14 protein-coding genes and 2 rRNA genes are annotated in these 20239 nt (G+C 67.2%); 6 read left to right on the forward strand and 10 right to left on the reverse strand.

The genetic code is table 11. The features are described from left to right. Positions 1–7: 7 nt before the first annotated feature. The 6 genes from GCE86_RS05520 to GCE86_RS05545 form a co-directional block, all read right to left on the reverse strand. The gene (locus GCE86_RS05520; RefSeq protein ID WP_154225921.1) at positions 8–976 is read right to left on the reverse strand and encodes an NAD-dependent epimerase/dehydratase family protein; all 969 of its coding nucleotides are present in this window, start codon (positions 974–976) and stop codon (positions 8–10) included. Further along, entirely contained in the window at positions 973–2046 is a 1074-nt protein-coding gene (locus GCE86_RS05525; protein ID WP_244317193.1) for a Gfo/Idh/MocA family protein, read from the reverse strand. Before GCE86_RS05525 ends, GCE86_RS05520 begins: the two co-directional genes overlap by 4 nt. A 242-nt stretch (positions 2047–2288) precedes the next feature. After that, a complete protein-coding gene (locus tag GCE86_RS05530; RefSeq protein WP_154225922.1) occupies positions 2289–3491 on the reverse strand; it encodes a hypothetical protein in 1203 nt (400 codons plus the stop codon). A 122-nt stretch (positions 3492–3613) separates the two neighbouring features. Beyond that, positions 3614–4639: an NAD-dependent epimerase/dehydratase family protein gene (locus tag GCE86_RS05535; RefSeq protein WP_154225923.1), complete on the reverse strand. Its 1026-nt coding sequence runs from the start codon at positions 4637–4639 to the stop codon at positions 3614–3616. A gap of 8 nt (positions 4640–4647) precedes the next feature. Further along, positions 4648–5418 (reverse strand): glycosyltransferase family 2 protein, encoded by a 771-nt coding sequence (locus GCE86_RS05540; protein ID WP_244317195.1) that lies wholly within the window; start codon positions 5416–5418, stop codon positions 4648–4650. A gap of 8 nt (positions 5419–5426) precedes the next feature. Then, the gene (locus GCE86_RS05545) at positions 5427–6626 is read right to left on the reverse strand and encodes a nucleotide sugar dehydrogenase (protein ID WP_244317196.1); all 1200 of its coding nucleotides are present in this window, start codon (positions 6624–6626) and stop codon (positions 5427–5429) included. 510 nt (positions 6627–7136) lie between these two features. Between GCE86_RS05545 and GCE86_RS31785 the strand changes: the two genes are divergently transcribed. The 3 genes from GCE86_RS31785 to GCE86_RS05560 all read left to right on the forward strand — a co-directional run bounded on the left by GCE86_RS31785 (position 7137) and on the right by GCE86_RS05560 (position 10775). Then, positions 7137–8660 carry a DUF4082 domain-containing protein gene (locus tag GCE86_RS31785; RefSeq protein WP_208818073.1) on the forward strand — a complete coding sequence of 508 codons (1524 nt, stop codon included), beginning with the start codon at positions 7137–7139 and terminating at the stop codon, positions 8658–8660. A gap of 26 nt (positions 8661–8686) precedes the next feature. Beyond that, entirely contained in the window at positions 8687–9313 is a 627-nt protein-coding gene (locus tag GCE86_RS05555) for a hypothetical protein (protein WP_154225925.1), read from the forward strand. Between the two features lie 127 nt (positions 9314–9440). Continuing rightward, positions 9441–10775, forward strand: a complete 1335-nt coding sequence (locus GCE86_RS05560; RefSeq protein ID WP_154225926.1) for a hemolysin family protein — start codon at positions 9441–9443, stop codon at positions 10773–10775. A 3-nt stretch (positions 10776–10778) separates the two neighbouring features. On the opposite strand, the gene GCE86_RS05565 is transcribed toward GCE86_RS05560, so the two are convergent. The 4 genes from GCE86_RS05565 to GCE86_RS05580 form a co-directional block, all read right to left on the reverse strand. Beyond that, positions 10779–11096, reverse strand: coding sequence for a PRC-barrel domain containing protein (locus tag GCE86_RS05565; protein ID WP_154225927.1), 318 nt, complete (start codon positions 11094–11096; stop codon positions 10779–10781). Continuing rightward, positions 11083–11463 carry a hypothetical protein gene (locus GCE86_RS05570; protein WP_154225928.1) on the reverse strand — a complete coding sequence of 127 codons (381 nt, stop codon included), beginning with the start codon at positions 11461–11463 and terminating at the stop codon, positions 11083–11085. Before GCE86_RS05570 ends, GCE86_RS05565 begins: the two co-directional genes overlap by 14 nt. Next, positions 11460–12686, reverse strand: coding sequence for an NRAMP family divalent metal transporter (locus GCE86_RS05575; protein WP_154225929.1), 1227 nt, complete (start codon positions 12684–12686; stop codon positions 11460–11462). Before GCE86_RS05575 ends, GCE86_RS05570 begins: the two co-directional genes overlap by 4 nt. A gap of 84 nt (positions 12687–12770) precedes the next feature. Beyond that, a complete protein-coding gene (locus GCE86_RS05580) occupies positions 12771–13145 on the reverse strand; it encodes a PaaI family thioesterase (RefSeq protein WP_204342894.1) in 375 nt (124 codons plus the stop codon). Between the two features lie 106 nt (positions 13146–13251). Between GCE86_RS05580 and tyrS the strand changes: the two genes are divergently transcribed. The 3 genes from tyrS (at position 13252) to GCE86_RS05595 (ending at position 20181) form a co-directional block, all read left to right on the forward strand. Further along, entirely contained in the window at positions 13252–14541 is a 1290-nt protein-coding gene (gene tyrS / locus GCE86_RS05585) for a tyrosine--tRNA ligase (protein WP_420846494.1), read from the forward strand. Positions 14542–15181: 640 nt separating this feature from the next. Then, a 16S ribosomal RNA gene (locus GCE86_RS05590) occupies positions 15182–16698 on the forward strand. A gap of 374 nt (positions 16699–17072) precedes the next feature. Further along, positions 17073–20181 (forward strand): 23S ribosomal RNA (locus GCE86_RS05595). Together the 16S and 23S rRNA genes form the textbook arrangement of a ribosomal RNA operon. The last annotated feature ends 58 nt before the right edge of the window (positions 20182–20239 follow it).

Below are 20239 nucleotides of genomic sequence, written 5' to 3' on the forward strand. Positions count from 1 at the left end.
GCTGGACTCATCGCTGCCCCCGCCACCAGTCGACCAGGCCCTGCAGGCCTTCGTGGAGCCCGATGCCGGCCCGGAAGCCGATCCGCTCGTCGGCCGCCGAGGTGTCCGCCAACCGCCGCGTCACCCCGTTGACCGCGCGCGCGGGCCCGTGCTGCGGCGGCAGGTCGGACTTCATGACCTCGCTCAGCGCCTGTGCCAGCTCCTTGAGGCTGGTCTCCGTACCGCTGGCGATGTTGAACACCTCGTCGGTCACGTCGGCCTCGGCGGCCAGGATGTTGGCCCGCGCGATGTCGGCAACGTGCACGAAGTCCATGGTCTGCCGGCCGTCGCCGAGGATCAGCGGGGGAGTGCCCGACTCGATGCGTTCCATCCAGCGGATCAGCACCTCGGTGTACAGACCGTGGATGTCCATCCGGGGGCCGTAGACGTTGAAGTAGCGCAGGGCCACGTAGTCGAGGCCGTACATGCTGTGGAAGCTGCGCAGCATGCCCTCGTTGAACGCCTTGGCGGCACCGTAGAAGGTGTCGTTGTTGTACGGATGGTGCCGTTCGGTAGTGGGAAAGACCTCCGCCAGGCCGTACACCGACGCCGACGAGGAGGCGACGACCTTGCGGACGCCCGCGGCGGCGGCCGCTTCCAGCACATTGAACGTGCCGTCGACGAGCACCTCGTTGGCCAGCCGCGGCTCCTCGGCGCACTGGGTGATCCGGATGGCGGCGAGGTGGAACACCAGGTCCTTGCCCCGGCTGACCTCGCGGACCAGGTCCGCGTCGCGGATGTCCCCCGCCACCAGGCGCACCGGGCCGTTCTGCAGAGCCCACTGCAGGTTCTCGCGCCGGCCGCGGACGAAGTTGTCGAGCACCACCACCTCTCTGGCGCCGCCCTGCACGAGGAGGTCGACCACGTGGGAGCCGATCGTGCCGGCACCGCCCGTCACCAGGGCACACGCGTCCTTGACCGATACCGCCGCACTCATCCTTCGGATCCTCCCTGCAGGTCGACCATCAAACCGCCGTTGGCGAGACTGTGCGACGCCGCCTGCAGGATCTGGAGCACCCGCAGGCCGGACCGGCCGTCGGTGAGCGCCGGCGATCCGGTGCGGATGGCGCGCGCGTACTCCTCCACCATGGTCCGCAGTGCCTCGCGCTCGGTGAGCGCCGGCGCCACCATGTCCCCGGAGCGGTACGAGACCAGCACGTCGCGGCGTTCCTCGTCGCCGAGTTCCTCGGGCGTCGCCACGTCGACGCCGCGATCGAAGATCGCCAGACGCTGGCTGGGGTTGAGGTCGTCCCAGATGAGGGTGCGCTTGGATCCGCCGATGATGGCGGTGCGGATCTTGACCGGGGAGAGCCAGTTGACGTGGATGTGCGCGATCGCGCCCGTGTTGAGCTGGAGCGTGAGGTACGCGACGCAGCTGCGCCCGGCCCCGATGCCGTCGGCGCCGTGGGCGGCGACGGCCGTCGGCGCGATCCCCGGCGGCAGGACGAAGTCCAGGATGGACAGGTCGTGCGGGGCCAGATCCCAGACCACGTCGATGTCGCGCTGGACCAGACCGAGGTTGATCCGCACCGAGTCGAGGTAGTGCAGCTCGCCCAGGTCGCCGGAGCGCAGGAGCTCACGGATGCGCAGGACCGCCGGCGTGTAGCAGTAGGTGTGGTCGCACATGAGGGTCAGCCCGCGACGGTCCGCCTCCTCGACGAGCTGGCGCCCCTCGTCGTACGTGGCCGCGAGCGGCTTCTCCACCAGCACGTGCCGACCGGCGCGCAGCGCGGCCAGTGCCACCGGCAGGTGGGTGCCGGCCGGGGTGGCGATCGCGACGGCCTGCACGGTCTCGTCGGCAAGCACCGTGTCAAGGTCGTCGGTGACCTGCACGGTCGAGTAGTCGCCGAGGACGCGGCGGGCCCGGTCGCGGTCGAGGTCGCACAGCCACCGGAGGCGGAAGGCCGGCGATCCCTGGAAGTTGCGCACCAGGTTGGGGCCCCAGTAACCGGCGCCGATGACGGCGACGCCGATGGGACTGTCTGAGATGGCAGGCGAAGAACTCACGGCACTCCGTTCGTCCGTACGGTGGTTCGTTTGACGCCCATTGACCTGATCCGTTCGGGAAGCTACCGGCCGGTGACGGGCGTTCGCAGCGCTGTGTCGCATTTCGGCGGGCGGCCGCCGGGAAAGCGGTACCTTCGGCCCACCAGCGCGCGCTTTCGGGTGTGTCGTCGCCAACCGACAGTGCGTGACACCGATCGCCTCATCGGAAACGAGGCCTACCCGCGAGGCCACCATCGCCCCGGTCATGTGAGGTGGCCGCAGGGGATGCGGGCCAGCCAGGGGGGCGCCTCGTTCCGCGGAGCGACCGGCACGACGGCGGTGGCGCCCGGAGCGCAGGTGGTGCGGGCGCGCGTCAGTTCCTCGCGCCACGACGGACCGTCCGCACGCGGGTTGTCGACTCGGAAGTTGACCGCCGCAACCACCGCGAGCACGACCGCGAGGGCGCACAGGGGCACTTTCCCGGCACGGGCGGCGCCGGCCGGTTGGAGCAGGGCCACCAGCGCCGTCACGACGAGCAGCGCCGGAGCCACCGCGTAGCGCGGCGCGGCCGTGCCGGACAGGAACACCGGCAGGACGTACAGGGCGGCGCCGTGCAGCGCGGCGGCGATCGCCAGCGGCCAGGCCGGACCGGTCAGCCGGGCGGAGGCCAGCCACACCACCGCACCCACCGCGAGCCAGGCGACGGCGGCCAGCACCAGCCAGCGGGCGTCGATCTCGCCGCCCAACCAGCGCTCGCCGACCAGTGGAGCCGGCACCGCGCGCAGCAGGTAGCCGGCCAGCGCGCGGACCGGGTCGGGAGAGAGTTGCCGCCCGCTCGATCCGGCCAGCAGGCCGGCCAGGTGCACCGCCACGCCGAGGGCGAGCGCGCCGGCCAGAACGATGCCGTGCCGGTCCCGCCCCGGCCCGTCCGCCGGGCGGAACGCACGCCACAACACAAGGGGCGCGAAGACGACACTCAGGATGTCGCTCGCCACCACGAGGAGCGTCACCACGACCGCGACGGCCCGCCCGGACCTGGTGCGCGGCGTCCAGATCAGCACCCAGAAGAGCGCGTACAAGCCGTACCAGTGGAAGTTGGCGATCGAGTTCAGCACCTCGCCCTGGCCCACCGGCACCACCAGGATCGCCGCGGACACCAGCACGCGGGACAGCGGTGCGGCCAGGTGCGCCGCACTGGCGACGTAGACCAGCACCGCGAGGAGTGCGACAGCGAGCGCCGCCTCGACGGCCAGGACGGCGGCGGCCGCGTCCGCCGGGACGAGCGCCGCGATTCCGCCCAGGAGCCGAGGTACGGCGTGGTAGTAACCGGCGTACGAGGTGGCGAATGCCGTCAGCGGCCCCTGCCGCAGGGCGTCGCTGAGGAAGACCGTGCCGTCCTCGGCCCAGACGGTGTCGAGTGCGCCGGCACCCGGCTGGCGCAACAGTTGGAGCGCGGCGCCGGCCACGACCGCAACCGTGGCGAGCGCGGGGCCACTCCATCCTCCGAACCGGGCCGGCGCCGGGGCGACGAACAACGCCCGAGCGGCCGTCGGTGGTGCCGGGCGGGTGTCCGGCCGCTGGGTGGCGGTCAGAGCCGCCCCTCCGCGACCGCCTGCGTCACCCACGGGATCACCTCGCCGAGCATCTCGTTCAGCGTGGTCGTCGCCTCGAATCCGAGCACTTCCCGTGCCTTCGTGACGTCGGGGACGCGCTTCTGCACGTCGTACTCGAACGGGTCGTCGGACACGTACCGGAACGGCGTCTCCGGACCCTTGATCCGGCGCCAGATCAGCTCGGCCAACTCCAGCACCGTGGTCGACTCCGCGGTCGACAGGTTGAAGTCCTCGTTCCGGGCCGCTTCGTGCTCCATCGCGATCACGATGCCGCGCGCCAGGTCGCCCCCGTACGTGTAGTGGCGGACCTGGTTGCCGTCACCGAGGATGTGCAGCGGATCCTGTCCCTTGACGATCTTCTGGACGAGGTCGGGCACCACGTGGGACATGGCCAGCTTCACGTTGCCGGAGAGCACCTCGGCCTCGCCCAGCGCCCGGCCCTCACCGACGCCGACACAGTTGAACGGCCGCACGATCGTGTACGGCAGCCGGTACTGGTCCCAGGCCGCGCGGGCGTAGTACTCCACGGCCAGCTTCTGGAAGCCGTAGGAGGACAGCGGCGGCGGGATCTGCCGCTCGTCGCCCTCCTTCGACGGCCAGTGGTCCGTGGACTCGAACACCATCGACGAGGACAGGTAGGTCACCTTTCGCAGCCGGCCGTCGCGGTGCGCCCGAATCGCGGCGTCGCAGGACGCGGCCATGATCCGCTCGTTGGTGGCCAGCAGGTCGTACGCGTAGGTGTGGAAGTAGGAGATGCCACCGATCATCGCCGCGCCGGCGATGAAGTGGTCACAGTCGGCCAGGAGATCGCCGAGCAGGTCCGTGTCCCGGGCGTCCCCTTCCACGAAGCGGTATCGCGGGTCGGCATCGTACGAGTGCGACACCGGACCGTACTTGGAGAAGTTGTCGACTCCCACCACCTCGTGGCCGCGTGACAGCAACTCCTCGACGACGTAGCCGCCGATGAAGCCGGCCGAACCGGTGACCAGAACCTTTGACACGAATGCTCCTAGTGGATCTGTTCGAGGGTGGGGGTGGCGATGGGTTGTTGCCTGTCGCGGTGCTCTTTTCGGGCGGCGAGTTGCTCCATCGTCAGCCGCCGGCCGTAGGCGAACCGGTACCAGCGCAGGTAGCTGGGGAGGAACCGACCCAGGTCGAAGTGGGACTCGCCGAGCTGCCGGTCGAGCCAGATGGTGGGGATCTCGGCCACCGGACGGCGGACCCGGCTGGCCTTCGCGGTCAGCTCCAGACCGATCTCGAAGCCGGCCCGCGACTCGATGCCGACCGACCGGACGAACTCGGTGTCGTACGCCTTGAAGCTGTTGGTCGCGTCGCGGGTGCCGACGCGGGTGAAGAGGTAGAGGCTGCGCCCCGCCCAGCGCGACAGGAACCGCTTGAGGCGCGGACCGCCGACCTGCTGCCCGCCGGGCATGTACCGCGACGCCGCCGCCACGACCACACCGCGCTCGACGAGGCGGGCCAGCTCGTCGATCTGCCGTGGGTCGTCGCAGCCGTCCGCCATCGTCACCACGGTGACCGGAGCCTGGGCGGCGTCGATGCCGAAGCGGATGGCGTTGGCGGGCCCCGGCCCGTACGTGTTGAGGACCGGACGGACACGCGAGTCGGTGACGGCGATCTTTTCCGCGTAGGGCACCGTGGAGTCATCGGGGGTGTCGTGCACGAGCAGGATCTCGCTGGGCAGCAGGACGTCCCGCAGGATCCGTTCCATGCACGGCAGGATGGCCTCGCCCTCGTCGTAGACCGGGATGACGATGGACACCCGCGGCCTCACAGCAGGACCCCCTGCCTGGTGACACCCCACATGTCGATCACCGGGCGCTCGGTGTCGAGGCGGGCGTAGTCGGCGTGTGGCGCGGCGATGACCAGGACGTCGGCGGCCGCCAGCACATCGGTGAGCGGGACGAACCGGTCGTCCACCACGTACGGGTCGGTGCACAGGACCGACTTCGCCTTCAGCGTCAGGATCTTCCGGAGTTTGTAGGCCAGGCTCTCGCGCGGGTCGTCGCTGCCGGCCTTGAACGCCATGCCCAGGACGCCGACCGTGCTGCTCGCCAGGTCGAAGCGGTCTTCGAGGCGGGACACCAGATAGAGCGGCAACCCTTCGTTGATGAGCATCGCCGCGTGGCCGAGCACGAAATTGTTCTTGTTGAAGGCGGCCAGCTGCATGGTGTCCTTCAGCAGGCATGGTCCGGCGGCGAAGCCCGGCATCGGCACGTCTGCCGCACGTGGGTAGTCGAACGTGATGGCGTGGCGGATACGGGCGTAGTCCAGGCCGAAGTCGTTGGCCATCATCCAGAACTGGTTGGCGGTGGCGAACTTGATGTAGCGCCAGGTGTTCGTGAACAGCTTCGCCAGTTCCGCTTCCTCGGGTGCGAGCGGCACGATCTGACCGGTGAGGTTCCGGAAGAACTTCTCCGCTCGCTGGCTGACGTCCGAGGTCCGTGCCGCCACGATCTGCGGCAGGTCGAAGAGTTCGGTGAGGGCCTTGCCCTCGGCGATCCGCTCGGGGCAGAAGGCCACGTCCGCGTGGATGCCCTTGTCGCGCAGCAGCTTCTCGACGAGCCCGGTGACTCCGGGATACACGGTGCTGCGCAGAATGATCAACTGGCCGGGGACCAGATGCTCCGCGCAGCGTTCAAGCGCACGCGGCACGGCCCCCAGGTCGGGGTTCAGATGCTCGTCGACCGGGGTTCCCACCACCACGATCAGGTTCTCGGCCGTACCCACGCTCGCGGGATCGGTGGTCGCGGTGAGCCGGCCGGCTCCGGTCGCCTCGGCCAGCAGCGTGTCGGCGCCATCCTCGGCAAAGGGCATCACACCGTTGTTGACGGCTATCACCGCCGCCTCGTTGATGTCGTAGAGGGCCACCGTCAGGCCGCGTGAGGCGAGCGCTATGCCCAAGGGCAGCCCGACCCGGCCGCAACCGCCAATGATGACCACATCGCGCGAAAACTGGTTATTGCGCACAGGGCGTACCCCCAGATTGCATCGACCCGTGGATTGTCGGACCGTGGCGGAAGCCTTTGCCAGTCCTAACGACGGGCTAAATGCTATGGACGACTGTAGAGCCGAAACTCCGTCTGTCCGCTAAGCGACACGCGCCACGAACAGGTGGCTGAGGTCGGCCGCCCAAACTACCGATAGGGCACTCGCCGTTTTCTTCGTCCACTCGTCAAAGATCTATGCGATGCGGTGGCGGGAGGACAGCGACGGGGCAAGCTTTTCGGCTGATCACAGCACCTGTCGGGCGCCGATGCTCGTTGAGCACGTCGTCGGTCCGATCAGTCTGAGGCATTGCCAGGGGTGGCGGAGCCAAGGATCGACCGCTTCCTGCGAGTGGGCACGTGCGAGTTGCGCAGGGCAGGTATCAGCGGCAAGTCACATAGTCTGGCCGAGGACCACCCTCGTCATGATCGAAATAGCGGCGTGGCTTCGGTGCCTGCGGAACAGCCGTGGCACCGCAAGAAGGGGTAACGGATGCGTGATCAGTTGAGATCGATCGTCGTGTTGGGCGTCGCCGGCATCGTCGCCGTTGCCGGGACGGCTCTTGCCAATGCGACGCTCACCGGTACTCGCACCGGAGACCCCGTTCCCGATCAATCGCATTCCCTGTGGAGCAGTTCCACGGTTCCCGGAACGGTGACCGACCCGGACCGGCGGGCCGTCGAGCTGGGGGTCAAGTTCACCTCGGATCAGGCCGGCACCGTGCTCGGTGTGCGGTTCTACAAGTCGAAAACCAACACCGGAGCGCACACCGGCAGCCTCTGGACGATCAGCGGGGCCCGGCTGGCAACGGCTCAGTTCACCGGCGAGACGGCGTCCGGGTGGCAGTACGTCGCCTTCTCGAAGCCGGTCCCCATCAAGGCCAACGACCTGTATGTGGTGTCGTACCACACGAACGTGGGGGCCTACTCGGCCGACGACAACTACTTCAAGGCCGGCCGCGATCGCGGCCCGCTGCATGCCCCGGCTGACGGGGCCAAGGGCGCCAACGGTGTGTACCGGTACGGCGCCGGCGGCTTCCCGGACCAGGGCTACAAGGCCACCAACTACTGGGTGGACGTGGTCTTCACGTCCGGTACGCCCACTCCGTCCGGCTCCCCGACACCGCGGCCCACGGCCACGCGTCCCAGTCCCACCCCTACTGCGACCGTCACCCGCACACCGAGCGCCTCGCCGACACCGAGTCCCACCCGGAGCGCCACGCCGCCGCCGGCTCCCGGCGCCTGCCCGCCGTTCCCCGCCTTCCCGGACGAGAACTGCACCGGGTGGCAGCACACCGGAGTGAAGCTGCGCAACTGCGACGGTGACATCCGCACGTCCGGCACAACGCTCGACGGCTGCTACTTCCCCCGGGATCTCAAGATCGTGGCGAAGAACGTGACCATCAAGCGGTCCCACGTGAAGGGCTCGGTGTACGCCTCCTGGATGACGGACTGGGACTTCCAGAATCTCACCTTGATCGATGTCGAGGTCGAGGACGAGGGCAACGCCACGCCGGACCGGGCAGCGATCGGTGGACCGAACTTCACCTGCATCCGCTGCCATGTGCACAACACGGGCACGGGCATCAGCATGGGAGACAACGTCACCATCCGGGACTCGTACGCCCACGACTTCACGTACACCGAGGGCGCTCACCAGGCGGCGGCCGGCGCCAACGGCGGTGCGAACCTCACCCTCGTCCACAACAACCTCGAGTGCAGCCGGGTCAACGTCTCTCCGGACAAGCAGGGCTGCTCGTCGGCCCTGTCGCTCTACGACGAGCCGACCATCGACAACGTGCTGGTACAGAACAACCTCTTCAACACCGCCGGTGGCTACTGCACCTACGGCGGTGGCCCGAACGGCACCAACATCCGCTACCTCGACAACCGCTTCGGCAAGAAGTTCAACCCCCGCTGCGGCAGCTACGGACCCGTTGCCGCCTACCGGAACAACTCGGGCAACGTCTGGCAGGGGAACCTGTGGGCGGACGGATCGGGGCCCGTCGGACCCTGACCGGGCGGACCACTAGTCTCCCCGGGGTGAACTGGCTGGAACTCGTCGGCTGGGCCGGCTCCGCGCTGCTGGTCTGGTCGCTACTGCAGACCCGCATCCTGCGGCTGCGCGCGCTCAACCTGCTCGGCTGCCTCATCCTGATCGGCTACAACGCCGCCGTGCACGTGTGGCCCATGGTGGGGCTCAACGTGGTGCTCGCCGTGATCAACGTCTGGTACCTGCGCAAGATGCTCGCCACCCGGCACGACGCGCAGACCTACGAGGTGGTCGAGGTGGGCACCGGCGACGCCTTCCTGGCCCACACCCTGCGGGTGCACGCCGCCGACATCGCCCGGTTCAACCCCGACTTCCGCTGGGACCCGGCCGCCGCCGACCGCTCGGCCTTCCTGGTGGTCCGCGCCGACGAGGTCGTCGGCGTGGTGGTCTCGCACGCGGAGGCCGGCGGCGTGGCCCAGATCGACCTGGACTACGTGACCCCGCCCTTCCGCGACTTCACCCCCGGCGAGTTCGTCTACCGCCGCAGCCGCCTGTTCACCGACCGCGGCTTCCGCCGGGTGGTCAGCCCCCGCGGCATGGTCGCCCCCTACTACCACCGGCTCGGCTTCCGCCCCGAGGGCGACGCGTACGTGCTCGACCTGCCCGCCACCGCCTGACCGCACGCCCGCAGGATTCATCGGGCCGCCCGCGGGGCACTGAGGGGCCTACGCCGTCCGGACCCCGGGCGGCGCGCGGGTGGGCCACGGCGGCCCGCCCCGATCGGGCCGAGGGAGAGAACCGGGCGTGCAGAGCTACTGGAGCCAGCTGGCCCTGGTCGGAGTTCTGGTGATCGTCAACGCGGCCTTCGCCGGCAGCGAGATGGCCCTGGTGTCGCTGCGCGACAGCCAGCTCCAGCGGCTGGAACGCGGCAGCCGGGCCGGCCGCACCCTGGCCCGCCTGGCCAAGGACCCCAACCGGTTCCTCGCCACCATCCAGATCGGGATCACCCTGGCCGGCTTCCTGGCCTCCGCCGCGGCGGCGGTGTCCCTCGCGAAGCCCCTCGTCCCGCTGCTCGGGGGGCTCGGCGACGCCGCCGAGACGGTGGCCATCGTGGTGGTCACCCTGGCGCTGACCTTCGTGACCCTGGTCTTCGGCGAGCTGGCCCCCAAGCGCATCGCCATGCAGTCCGCCGAGCGGTGGGCTCTCGTCGTGGCGCGCCCGCTCGACCTGCTGGCCAGCGTCACCCGGCCGGCGGTGTGGGCCCTCGGCGCCACCAGCGACCTGGTGGTCCGCCTGTTCGGGCTGAACCCGAAGCACGAGCCGGACGAGATCGGCCCCGACGAGCTGCGCGACATCGTGGCCGGCAACCACGGCTTCACGAAGGAACAGCGGACCATCATCGCCGGCGCCGTCGAGATCGCCGACCGGCAGCTGCGCGCGGTGCTCGTACCCCGGTTGCAGGTCTTCACCCTCGACAGCGGGACGACCGCGGAGGCCGCCCGGCTGGTCCTCGCCGCGACCGGCCACTCCCGGGCGCCGGTGGTGCGGCACGGCGGCCTGGACGAGGCGGTCGGGGTGATCCACCTGCGGGACCTGGTCGGCGTCCCCGACGACCGGCCGGTGGACGAGATCGCCAGGCCGCCCATGCTGCTGCCCGACTCGCTGCCCGTGGTCGACGCGCTGCGCCAGTTCAAGGCGGAACGCCAGCACATCGCGCTGGTGGTCGACGAGCGCGGCGCCGTGGACGGCATCGTCACCCTCGAGGACATCCTCGAGGAGATCGTCGGCGAGATCTACGACGAGACCGACCGGGACCTCGGCTCGATCCGCACCGAGGAGGACGGCACGCTGGTGCTGCCCGGCACCTTCCCGGTGCACGACCTCACCGACCTGGGCGTCGAGCTGCCGAACCGGCCGCCCGGCGACTACACCACCATCGCCGGGCTCGTGCTCATCTGCCTCGGGCACATCCCCACCGTGGCGGGGGAGCGGGTCCGGGTCGACGGCTGGGACCTGGCCGTGGGCGGCGTCGACCACCATGCCATCACCGAGGTACGCGTCCGCCGCCACCGCCGTCGCGACCGCACGGAGGACGCCGACGCGGACGACGCGCCGGTGCTCGACGAGGCCCGCGGCTGACCCTCACCGGCGCCCGGCCGGGGGCCCGAACGGGAAGCCCGGCACCGGCGGGCGCAGCTGCACCGAGTCGGCGGGCACCTGGAGGGTGCTGCGCTTCAGCACCCGGGTGATCGCGCGCAGCAGCCACGGCCCCGACGGGTGCCGCTCCGGCCCGATCAGCCGGCTGGTGACCAGGGTCCACCAGTGGCCGGCCACGATGACATCGGTGATCCGCAGCCGGTCCGGCGGCCACCCGCCCCGCACCACCACGTCGACCACCCGGCCCAACCGCCGCCCGTGCAGGTCGTACGCGGTGCGGCCGAGCAGCTCACCCGCTCGCACGGTGCGCTCCCGGGATCCGGTCGATCAGGTGCCGGCGCAGCCAGGACTCCACCGGCGAGGGCGGCAGGTCGGCCGCCGGGCAGCGCAGCCGCACCACGCTGTCCACCCGGTCGACCTGGGTGAGCAGGACACGCAGCGGCGGCGCCGGCGGGTCGTCGGTGAACCGGTCGGCGACGGCCTTGAGCAGCCGCCCGGTCCGGCCCCCGATCCGCTCCCCGAGCGCCGCCTGCCCGGTGAGCAGGCACTCCACGTACGGGTAGCCCTCCTCGTCGACGGCGAACTCGATGTCGTCGACCCGGCCGACCAGCCGGCCGTCGACGTCGATGATCTGCCGGTCGAGCACCTGCTTGGCGAGCTGGATCCTCATCGGCCCATCCTCGTGACGATCGCCAGTGGGATCGCCGCCAGCGAGGCGGCGACGATGAGCAGCAGGAACACGGCCCCGAGCAGGTTCGTCCACCAGCCGTTGACCCGGTCGCCGAGGTAGCCGCGGTCGTTCGCCACCACCAGGATCGGCAGGTAGGTCAGCGGCAGCACCACCGCGCTGAGCACCAGCATGTACTCGGTGAGCCGGATCGGGTCCACCGCCGTCATGAGCAACAGCACCCCGAGCAGCAGCCCGACCAGCAGCACGCTGTGGAACCGGGCCGCCTCCCGCGGGCTCACCCGCTTGCCCCACTGCCAGCCGAAGTACTGCGACGCCGCGTACGCGGCCGACAGGCCGGTCTCCAGGGCCGCGCCGAAGGTCACCGCGAAGAACGCCAGCACCGCGGCGGCCAGCCCGGCCCCGCCCAGCGCGCTCACCACCGGGCGGGCGACCGCCTCGAGGGTGTCCGGCGACGTCCCCGACGGGTGGTACGCCACCGTCGCCACGGCGATCAGCGACAGCGCCAGGAAACCGCCGACCGGGAAACCGATCAGCACGTTCGAGCGGGCGTGCGCCAGGTCCGCGGCGCTCCACCGCTCCTCGACCCCGCCGGAGGAGAAGAAGAACACCTCGTACGGGCTGACCGTCGACGCGAACAGGGCCACCGCCACGAACCAGTACGCCGGCCAGCCCGCACCGGCCGAGCCGACGTGCAGCGCACCGTGCCCCAGCTCCGCCCAGTCGGTCGGCAGGGCGAACAGCGCGACCGCGAAGACCAGCAGCGCCAGCCCGGCCAGGCCGAAGACCCGTTCCATCAGCTCGAAGCGCATCCGCCACAGCACCAGCCAGACCGCCACCGCGGCCACCGGCACCCAGAGCAGGTGGCTCAACCCCGTGGCGAGCTGCAACGCGAGCGCCACCCCGCCCAGCTCGGCCGCCAGGGTGATCACCGTGACCAGCCAGGAGGCGACCAGGTTGAGCAGCGCCACGCGCGGCCCCAGCCGCTCCCGTACCAGGTCGAACACCGCCCGGCCGCTCACCGCCGCGATCCGGCCGGCCATCTCGGCGTACGCGCAGATGCCCACCACCCCGACGAGCAGCACCCAGGCGTGGGCCATCCCGAAGCGGGCACCGGCCTGGCTCGCCGCCACCAGGTCGCCGATGTCGACGAAGCCGCCGACGGCGGACAGCACGCCGAGCGTGGCGGCGAAGAGCTTCCTCACGTCGGGTCGGGAGCGGGCGGTCTCATCGACGCGACGATATCGGCGTCAGATCGCCCTTTTCGGGCGAATCGAGCAACCCCCGGGTCAGGCCGCCGTCAGGTTCTGGAGCCGCACCTGACCGCGCGCCACCAGCCGGCCGCCCTCGTCGCTGATCTCGACGACCCAGAGCTGCTGGCTGCGGCCGCGGTGGATCGGGGTGCCGACCGCCGTCAGCTCGCCGTCGCGCACGGCGCGCAGGAAGTCGGTCTGGTTGGAGACCCCGACCACCTTGCCCTTGTCGCCCAGCCACAGGGCGCCGCCGATGCTGGCCGCCGTCTCCACGACCGAGCAGTAGACGCCGCCGTGCTGGATCCCGTACGGCTGGTGCAGCTCGGGGCGGACCTGCCAGCGGATGACCACCCGGTCTCCGCTCACCTCGTCGAACTTCAACCCCAGCAGGGCGACGAAGCCCCCGGTCATGTCCGGCGCCTCCACGGCGACCCCCTCCTGTCGGTGGAGCCGCCAGCCTAGTCGCCCGTCGTCGGCAAACCCGGTACGGGCCGGGACCGCTGATGGGGGAGAATCGGTGACCGTGACCGACAGCAACCTCCCGCAGGGGCGGGACTCCCTGACCGAAGACCTGCTGTGGCGGGGCCTGATCCAGGACTCGACCGGCCTCGACGAGCTGCGCGAGCTGCTCGACGGCGGGAGCATGACCTTCTACGTGGGCTTCGACCCGACGGCGGCCAGCCTGCACGTCGGCAACCTCATGCAGGTCGTCATGGCCCGTCGGCTCCAGCTAGCCGGGCACCGGCCGCTGCTGCTGGTCGGCGGCGCCACCGGTCAGATCGGCGACCCGAAGGAGAGCGCCGAGCGCACCCTGAACCCGCCCGAGGTCATCGCCGGCTGGGTGCAACGCATCCGCGACCAGCTCGCGCCGTTCGTCTCGTACACCGGCGAGAACGCCGCCCAGATGGTCAACAACCTGGACTGGACCGGCGAGATGTCGGTGGTGGAGTTCCTCCGGGACGTCGGCAAGCACTTCCCGGTGAACAAGATGCTGGCCCGTGAGGTGGTCAAGGCCCGGCTGGAGACCGGCATCAGCTACACCGAGTTCAGCTACCAGCTCCTCCAGGCCAACGACTTCTTCGAGCTGCACCGCCGGCACGGCTGCCAGCTCCAGTACGGCGGCTCCGACCAGTGGGGCAACATCACCGCGGGCGTGGACTACATCCGCCGCCGGGGCGCCGGCCCCGTGGAGGCGTTCACCACGCCGCTGGTGACCAAGTCCGACGGCACCAAGTTCGGCAAGAGCGAGACCGGCGCCGTCTGGCTCGACCCCCAGATGACCAGCCCGTACGCCTTCTACCAGTTCTGGGTCAACGCCGACGACCGGGACGTCAGCCGCTACCTGCGGTACTTCAGCTTCCGCTCCCGCGAGGAGATTGAGGAGCTGGAGAAGGCCACCGCGGAACGGCCGCAGGCGCGGCTCGCCCAGCGGGCGCTCGCCGAGGAGCTGACCACGCTCGTCCACGGGGAGCGGGAGATGGCCCAGGCCGTCGCCGCCAGCCAGGCGCTCTTCGGCCGCGGCTCGCTCGACGAGCTCTCCCCGGCGACCCTGCGTGCCGCGCTCACCGAGGCCGGTCTGGTGCACCTCGACGAGCTGCCCGACGTCGCGGGCCTGCTCAAGGAGTCGGGCCTGGTGCCGAGCATGAAGGAGGCCCGGCGGGTCATCGCCGAGGGCGGCGCGTACGTCAACAACGTGCGGATCGCCGAGGTCGACGCGACCGTGTCGCCGGCGGATCTGCTGCACGGCCGCTACCTCGTGCTGCGGCGCGGGAAGCGCAACTTCGCCGGCGTTGAGCTGGGCGGATAGCTCCACGTCGACGGTGTGACGCGGGACGCGCCCGGTGGATTTGACGATCAATCCGCCGGGCGCGTAACTTTCTCTCTGCCAGCGCGGAACGGACGAAACAGGCGAAAGACCTGGGAGGCCGGAGCGCGGGAATGACGACCGGGCGAGGATGGTTGACCCCATCGGACCCTGGACCGGGCGGTGCCCCGGATTCGCCGGGAGGCGGATTTGGCGAGGCGGAACCGACCGGGTAAGGTTGTCGACCGGCAGGGACACGGACGAGCGAGCGGGAAACCGCAGCGGCCGTCCTGCCGAAACCCACGAAACGCCCGGTGCGAGCCGGTCGAATTGTGGTGCCCGGCAAAAGGATTGCAAGCACGACAAACCGCGAAACACCGGTTTGACACGGCAGAATCCGGCGGGTAACGTAGTAAAAGTGCCCGGCGCGAGAGCGGCGGGCGGATGAACGAAATGCCCCGGACGGGGGTCCTGCTGGTGCGGGGTTTCCGGATGGTGTGTGGTTGTTCTTTGAGAACTCAACAGGGTGCTTGATAAGCCAGTGCCAAATTGATTTATACCCCGGACTGGTCAGGCTGTGGTCTGATTGGTTGGGATTCCTTTGGCAACACTTTTGTTGTCAGGACATGTTTTCAACAAGTTTTTGTTGGAGAGTTTGATCCTGGCTCAGGACGAACGCTGGCGGCGTGCTTAACACATGCAAGTCGAGCGGAAAGGCCCTTCGGGGTACTCGAGCGGCGAACGGGTGAGTAACACGTGAGCAACCTGCCCTAGGCTTTGGGATAACCCCGGGAAACCGGGGCTAATACCGAATAGGACCTGGCCTCGCATGAGGCTGGGTGGAAAGTTTTTCGGCCTGGGATGGGCTCGCGGCCTATCAGCTTGTTGGTGGGGTGATGGCCTACCAAGGCGACGACGGGTAGCCGGCCTGAGAGGGCGACCGGCCACACTGGGACTGAGACACGGCCCAGACTCCTACGGGAGGCAGCAGTGGGGAATATTGCACAATGGGCGGAAGCCTGATGCAGCGACGCCGCGTGAGGGATGACGGCCTTCGGGTTGTAAACCTCTTTCAGCAGGGACGAAGCGTAAGTGACGGTACCTGCAGAAGAAGCGCCGGCCAACTACGTGCCAGCAGCCGCGGTAAGACGTAGGGCGCGAGCGTTGTCCGGATTTATTGGGCGTAAAGAGCTCGTAGGCGGCTTGTCGCGTCGACTGTGAAAACCCGCAGCTCAACTGCGGGCCTGCAGTCGATACGGGCAGGCTAGAGTTCGGTAGGGGAGACTGGAATTCCTGGTGTAGCGGTGAAATGCGCAGATATCAGGAGGAACACCGGTGGCGAAGGCGGGTCTCTGGGCCGATACTGACGCTGAGGAGCGAAAGCGTGGGGAGCGAACAGGATTAGATACCCTGGTAGTCCACGCTGTAAACGTTGGGCGCTAGGTGTGGGGGGCCTCTCCGGTTCCCTGTGCCGCAGCTAACGCATTAAGCGCCCCGCCTGGGGAGTACGGCCGCAAGGCTAAAACTCAAAGGAATTGACGGGGGCCCGCACAAGCGGCGGAGCATGCGGATTAATTCGATGCAACGCGAAGAACCTTACCTGGGTTTGACATGGCCGCAAAACTGTCAGAGATGGCAGGTCCTTCGGGGGCGGTCACAGGTGGTGCATGGCTGTCGTCAGCTCGTGTCGTGAGATGTTGGGTTAAGTCCCGCAACGAGCGCAACCCTCGTTCGATGTTGCCAGCGCGTTATGGCGGGGACTCATCGAAGACTGCCGGGGTCAACTCGGAGGAAGGTGGGGATGACGTCAAGTCATCATGCCCCTTATGTCCAGGGCTTCACGCATGCTACAATGGCCGGTACAATGGGCTGCGATACCGTGAGGTGGAGCGAATCCCAAAAAGCCGGTCTCAGTTCGGATCGGGGTCTGCAACTCGACCCCGTGAAGTCGGAGTCGCTAGTAATCGCAGATCAGCAACGCTGCGGTGAATACGTTCCCGGGCCTTGTACACACCGCCCGTCACGTCACGAAAGTCGGCAACACCCGAAGCCGGTGGCCCAACCCCTTGTGGGAGGGAGCCGTCGAAGGTGGGGCTGGCGATTGGGACGAAGTCGTAACAAGGTAGCCGTACCGGAAGGTGCGGCTGGATCACCTCCTTTCTAAGGAGCACCTTCACCCGAAAGGGTGCAAGGAGCCCGCGGCCCGCGAATGTCGGGTCGGGGTGCTCAATGGCGGAGACACTGGCGAGTCTTTCCCTGGCAACGGCCGGGTTCCTTCTAGTACGGCCACCTCGGTGGTGTGGAACGAAGTCCTGGTGCGGCTGGGGGAGGATGTAAAGCACCCTGTTGGGTCCTGAAAGAACAACCCGTGGTTGTCTTTCAGAGCCGAAGCTCGAGGTGGATTGCCTCGGGATGGCGCCAGGCACGGCCTGGTGTGGCATACCGCCGGCGGTTGGCCGGGTTTGGTGTCGCACGGATCTGGTTGTGGGTTGGTTGTTTGTTGAGAATTGCACAGTGGACGCGAGCATCTTTGTGGTCAAGTTGTCAAGGGCGAACGGTGGATGCCTTGGCACCAGGAGCCGATGAAGGACGTGGGAGGCCGCGATAGGCCTGGGGGAGCTGTCAACCAAGCTGTGATCCCAGGGTGTCCGAATGGGGAAACCCGGCACCAGTCATGTGGTGTCACCCGCACCTGAACACATAGGGTGTGTGGGGGGAACGCGGGGAAGTGAAACATCTCAGTACCCGTAGGAAGAGAAAACAACTAGTGATTCCGTGAGTAGTGGCGAGCGAAAGCGGATTGAGGCTAAACCGGCTGCGTGTGATACCTGTCAGGGGTTGCGTGGTCGGGGTTGTGGGACCCTGCTGAATGAGCTGACACTTGTTCGAGGAGTTACAAAGTCAATGGCTAGTCGAACAGTCTGGAATGGCTGACCGTAGACGGTGATAGTCCGGTAGGTGAAAGTTGTTGACCTCCTGTGGGTGTTCCCGAGTAGCGGCGGACCCCTGAAATCTGCCGTGAATCTGCCAGGACCACCTGGTAAGCCTAAATACTTCCTGGTGACCGATAGCGGACGAGTACCGTGAGGGAATGGTGAAAAGTACCCCGGGAGGGGAGTGAAATAGTACCTGAAACCGTTCGCCTACAATCCGTCGGAGCCTTGCGGGGTGACGGCGTGCCTTTTGAAGAATGAGCCTGCGAGTTAGTGGCATGTGGCGAGGTTAACCCGTGTGGGGGAGCCGTAGCGAAAGCGAGTCTGAATAGGGCGTTTTAGTCGCATGCTCTAGACCCGAAGCGGAGTGATCTAGCCATGGGCAGGCTGAAGCGCGGGTAAGACCGCGTGGAGGGCCGAACCCACCAACGTTGAAAAGTTGGGGGATGACCTGTGGTTAGGGGTGAAAGGCCAATCAAACTCCGTGATAGCTGGTTCTCCCCGAAATGCATTTAGGTGCAGCGTCGCGTGTTTCTTGCCGGAGGTAGAGCACTGGATGGTCTAGGGGGCCCACAAGCTTACCGAAATCAGCCAAACTCCGAATGCCGGTAAGTGAGAGCGCGGCAGTGAGACTGCGGGGGATAAGCTTCGTAGTCGAGAGGGAAACAGCCCAGATCACCAGCTAAGGCCCCTAAGCGTGTGCTAAGTGGAAAAGGATGTGGGGTCGCATAGACAACCAGGAGGTTGGCTTAGAAGCAGCCACCCTTTAAAGAGTGCGTAATAGCTCACTGGTCAAGTGGTTCCGCGCCGACAATGTAGCGGGGCTCAAGCACACCGCCGAAGCTGTGGCATTCACATTTCAACCTCGCTTGGACTTGATTCCTTGTGCAGGTGTGTGGATGGGTAGGGGAGCGTCGTGCCGCGAGTGAAGCAACGGGGTGACCTAGTTGTGGACGCGGCACGAGTGAGAATGCAGGCATGAGTAGCGAAAGAAGGGTGAGAAACCCTTCCGCCGGATGACCAAGGGTTCCAGGGCCAGGCTAATCCGCCCTGGGTGAGTCGGGACCTAAGGCGAGGCCGAGAGGCGTAGTCGATGGACAACGGGTTGATATTCCCGTACCCGCGAAAGAGCGACCCTGACGAACCTCGTTGTGCTAACCACCCGAGCTGTGGATGACCTTCGGGTCTGAAGCGGTGAGCGTGGGAACCTGGCGGGTAGTAGTCAAGCGATGGGGTGACGCAGGAAGGTAGCTGAGCCCGGCCGGTGGTTGTGCCGGGGTAAGCGTGTAGGCCGGCGTGTAGGCAAATCCGCACGCCATATAGGCTGAGACGTGATGCCGAGCCGATTCAGGTGAAGTCAGTGATCCTATGCTGCCGAGAAAAGCCTCTAGCGAGTTCTTAGCGGCCCGTACCCCAAACCGACACAGGTGGTCAGGTAGAGAATACCGAGGCGATCGGGCGAACTGTGGTTAAGGAACTCGGCAAATTGCCCCCGTAACTTAGGGAGAAGGGGGGCCGGAGACGTGAAGCCCCGCGCGGGTGGAGCGTTGTATGGCCGCAGAGAGCAGGGGGAAGCGACTGTTTACTAAAAACACAGGTCCATGCGAAGAAGTAATTCGATGTATATGGACTGACGCCTGCCCGGTGCTGGAACGTTAAGGGGACCTGTTAGCTCTTCGGGGCGAAGCGGAGAACTTAAGCGCCAGTAAACGGCGGTGGTAACTATAACCATCCTAAGGTAGCGAAATTCCTTGTCGGGTAAGTTCCGACCTGCACGAATGGCGTAACGACTTCCCCACTGTCTCAACCACAGGCCCGGCGAAATTGCACTACGAGTAAAGATGCTCGTTACGCGCGGCAGGACGGAAAGACCCCGGGACCTTTACTATAGCTTGACATTGGTACTTGAGTTAGCTTGTGTAGGATAGGTGGGAGCCGGTGAAGCTCATACGCCAGTATGGGTGGAGGCAATCTTGAAATACCACTCTGGTTGATTTGGGTATCTAACTTCGGACCGTTATCCGGTTCAGGGACAGTGTCTGGTGGGTAGTTTAACTGGGGCGGTTGCCTCCTAAAGGGTAACGGAGGCGCCCAAAGGTTCCCTCAGCCTGGTTGGCAATCAGGTGTTGAGTGCAAGTGCACAAGGGAGCTTGACTGTGAGACTGACAGGTCGAGCAGGGACGAAAGTCGGGACTAGTGATCCGGCACTGGCATGTGGAAGCGGTGTCGCTCAACGGATAAAAGGTACCCCGGGGATAACAGGCTGATCTTCCCCAAGAGTCCATATCGACGGGATGGTTTGGCACCTCGATGTCGGCTCGTCGCATCCTGGGGCTGTAGCAGGTCCCAAGGGTTGGGCTGTTCGCCCATTAAAGCGGTACGCGAGCTGGGTTTAGAACGTCGTGAGACAGTTCGGTCCCTATCCGCCGTGCGCGTAGGATACTTGAGAAGGGCTGTCCCTAGTACGAGAGGACCGGGACGGACGAACCTCTGGTGTGCCAGTTGTCCCGCCAGGGGCACGGCTGGTTAGCTACGTTCGGAAGGGATAACCGCTGAAAGCATCTAAGCGGGAAGCTCGCTTCAAGATGAGGTATCCCACCCACATTTGTGGGGTAAGGCCCCCAGCTAGACGACTGGGTTGATAGGCCGGAAATGTAAGCCCGGTAACGGGTTCAGTTGACCGGTACTAATAGGCCGAGGACTTGACTACCAAGCTGCTACGCGTCCACTGTGCAACTCTGAACAAACGACAACCACAGGCTGGTTGT

The organism is Micromonospora terminaliae (genome assembly GCF_009671205.1).
Taxonomy (GTDB): domain Bacteria; phylum Actinomycetota; class Actinomycetes; order Mycobacteriales; family Micromonosporaceae; genus Micromonospora; species Micromonospora terminaliae.

Bases quoted from the DNA above. Each gene is read 5' to 3' on its own strand.
- GCE86_RS05580 (WP_204342894.1), bottom strand. From the start codon at position 13,145: ATGACCGGGGGCTTCGTCGCCCTGCTGGGGTTGAAGTTCGACGAGGTG.
- GCE86_RS05520 (WP_154225921.1), bottom strand. From the start codon at position 976: ATGAGTGCGGCGGTATCGGTCAAGGACGCGTGTGCCCTGGTGACGGGC.
- GCE86_RS31785 (WP_208818073.1), top strand. From the start codon at position 7,137: ATGCGTGATCAGTTGAGATCGATCGTCGTGTTGGGCGTCGCCGGCATC.
- GCE86_RS05570 (WP_154225928.1), bottom strand. From the start codon at position 11,463: ATGAGGATCCAGCTCGCCAAGCAGGTGCTCGACCGGCAGATCATCGAC.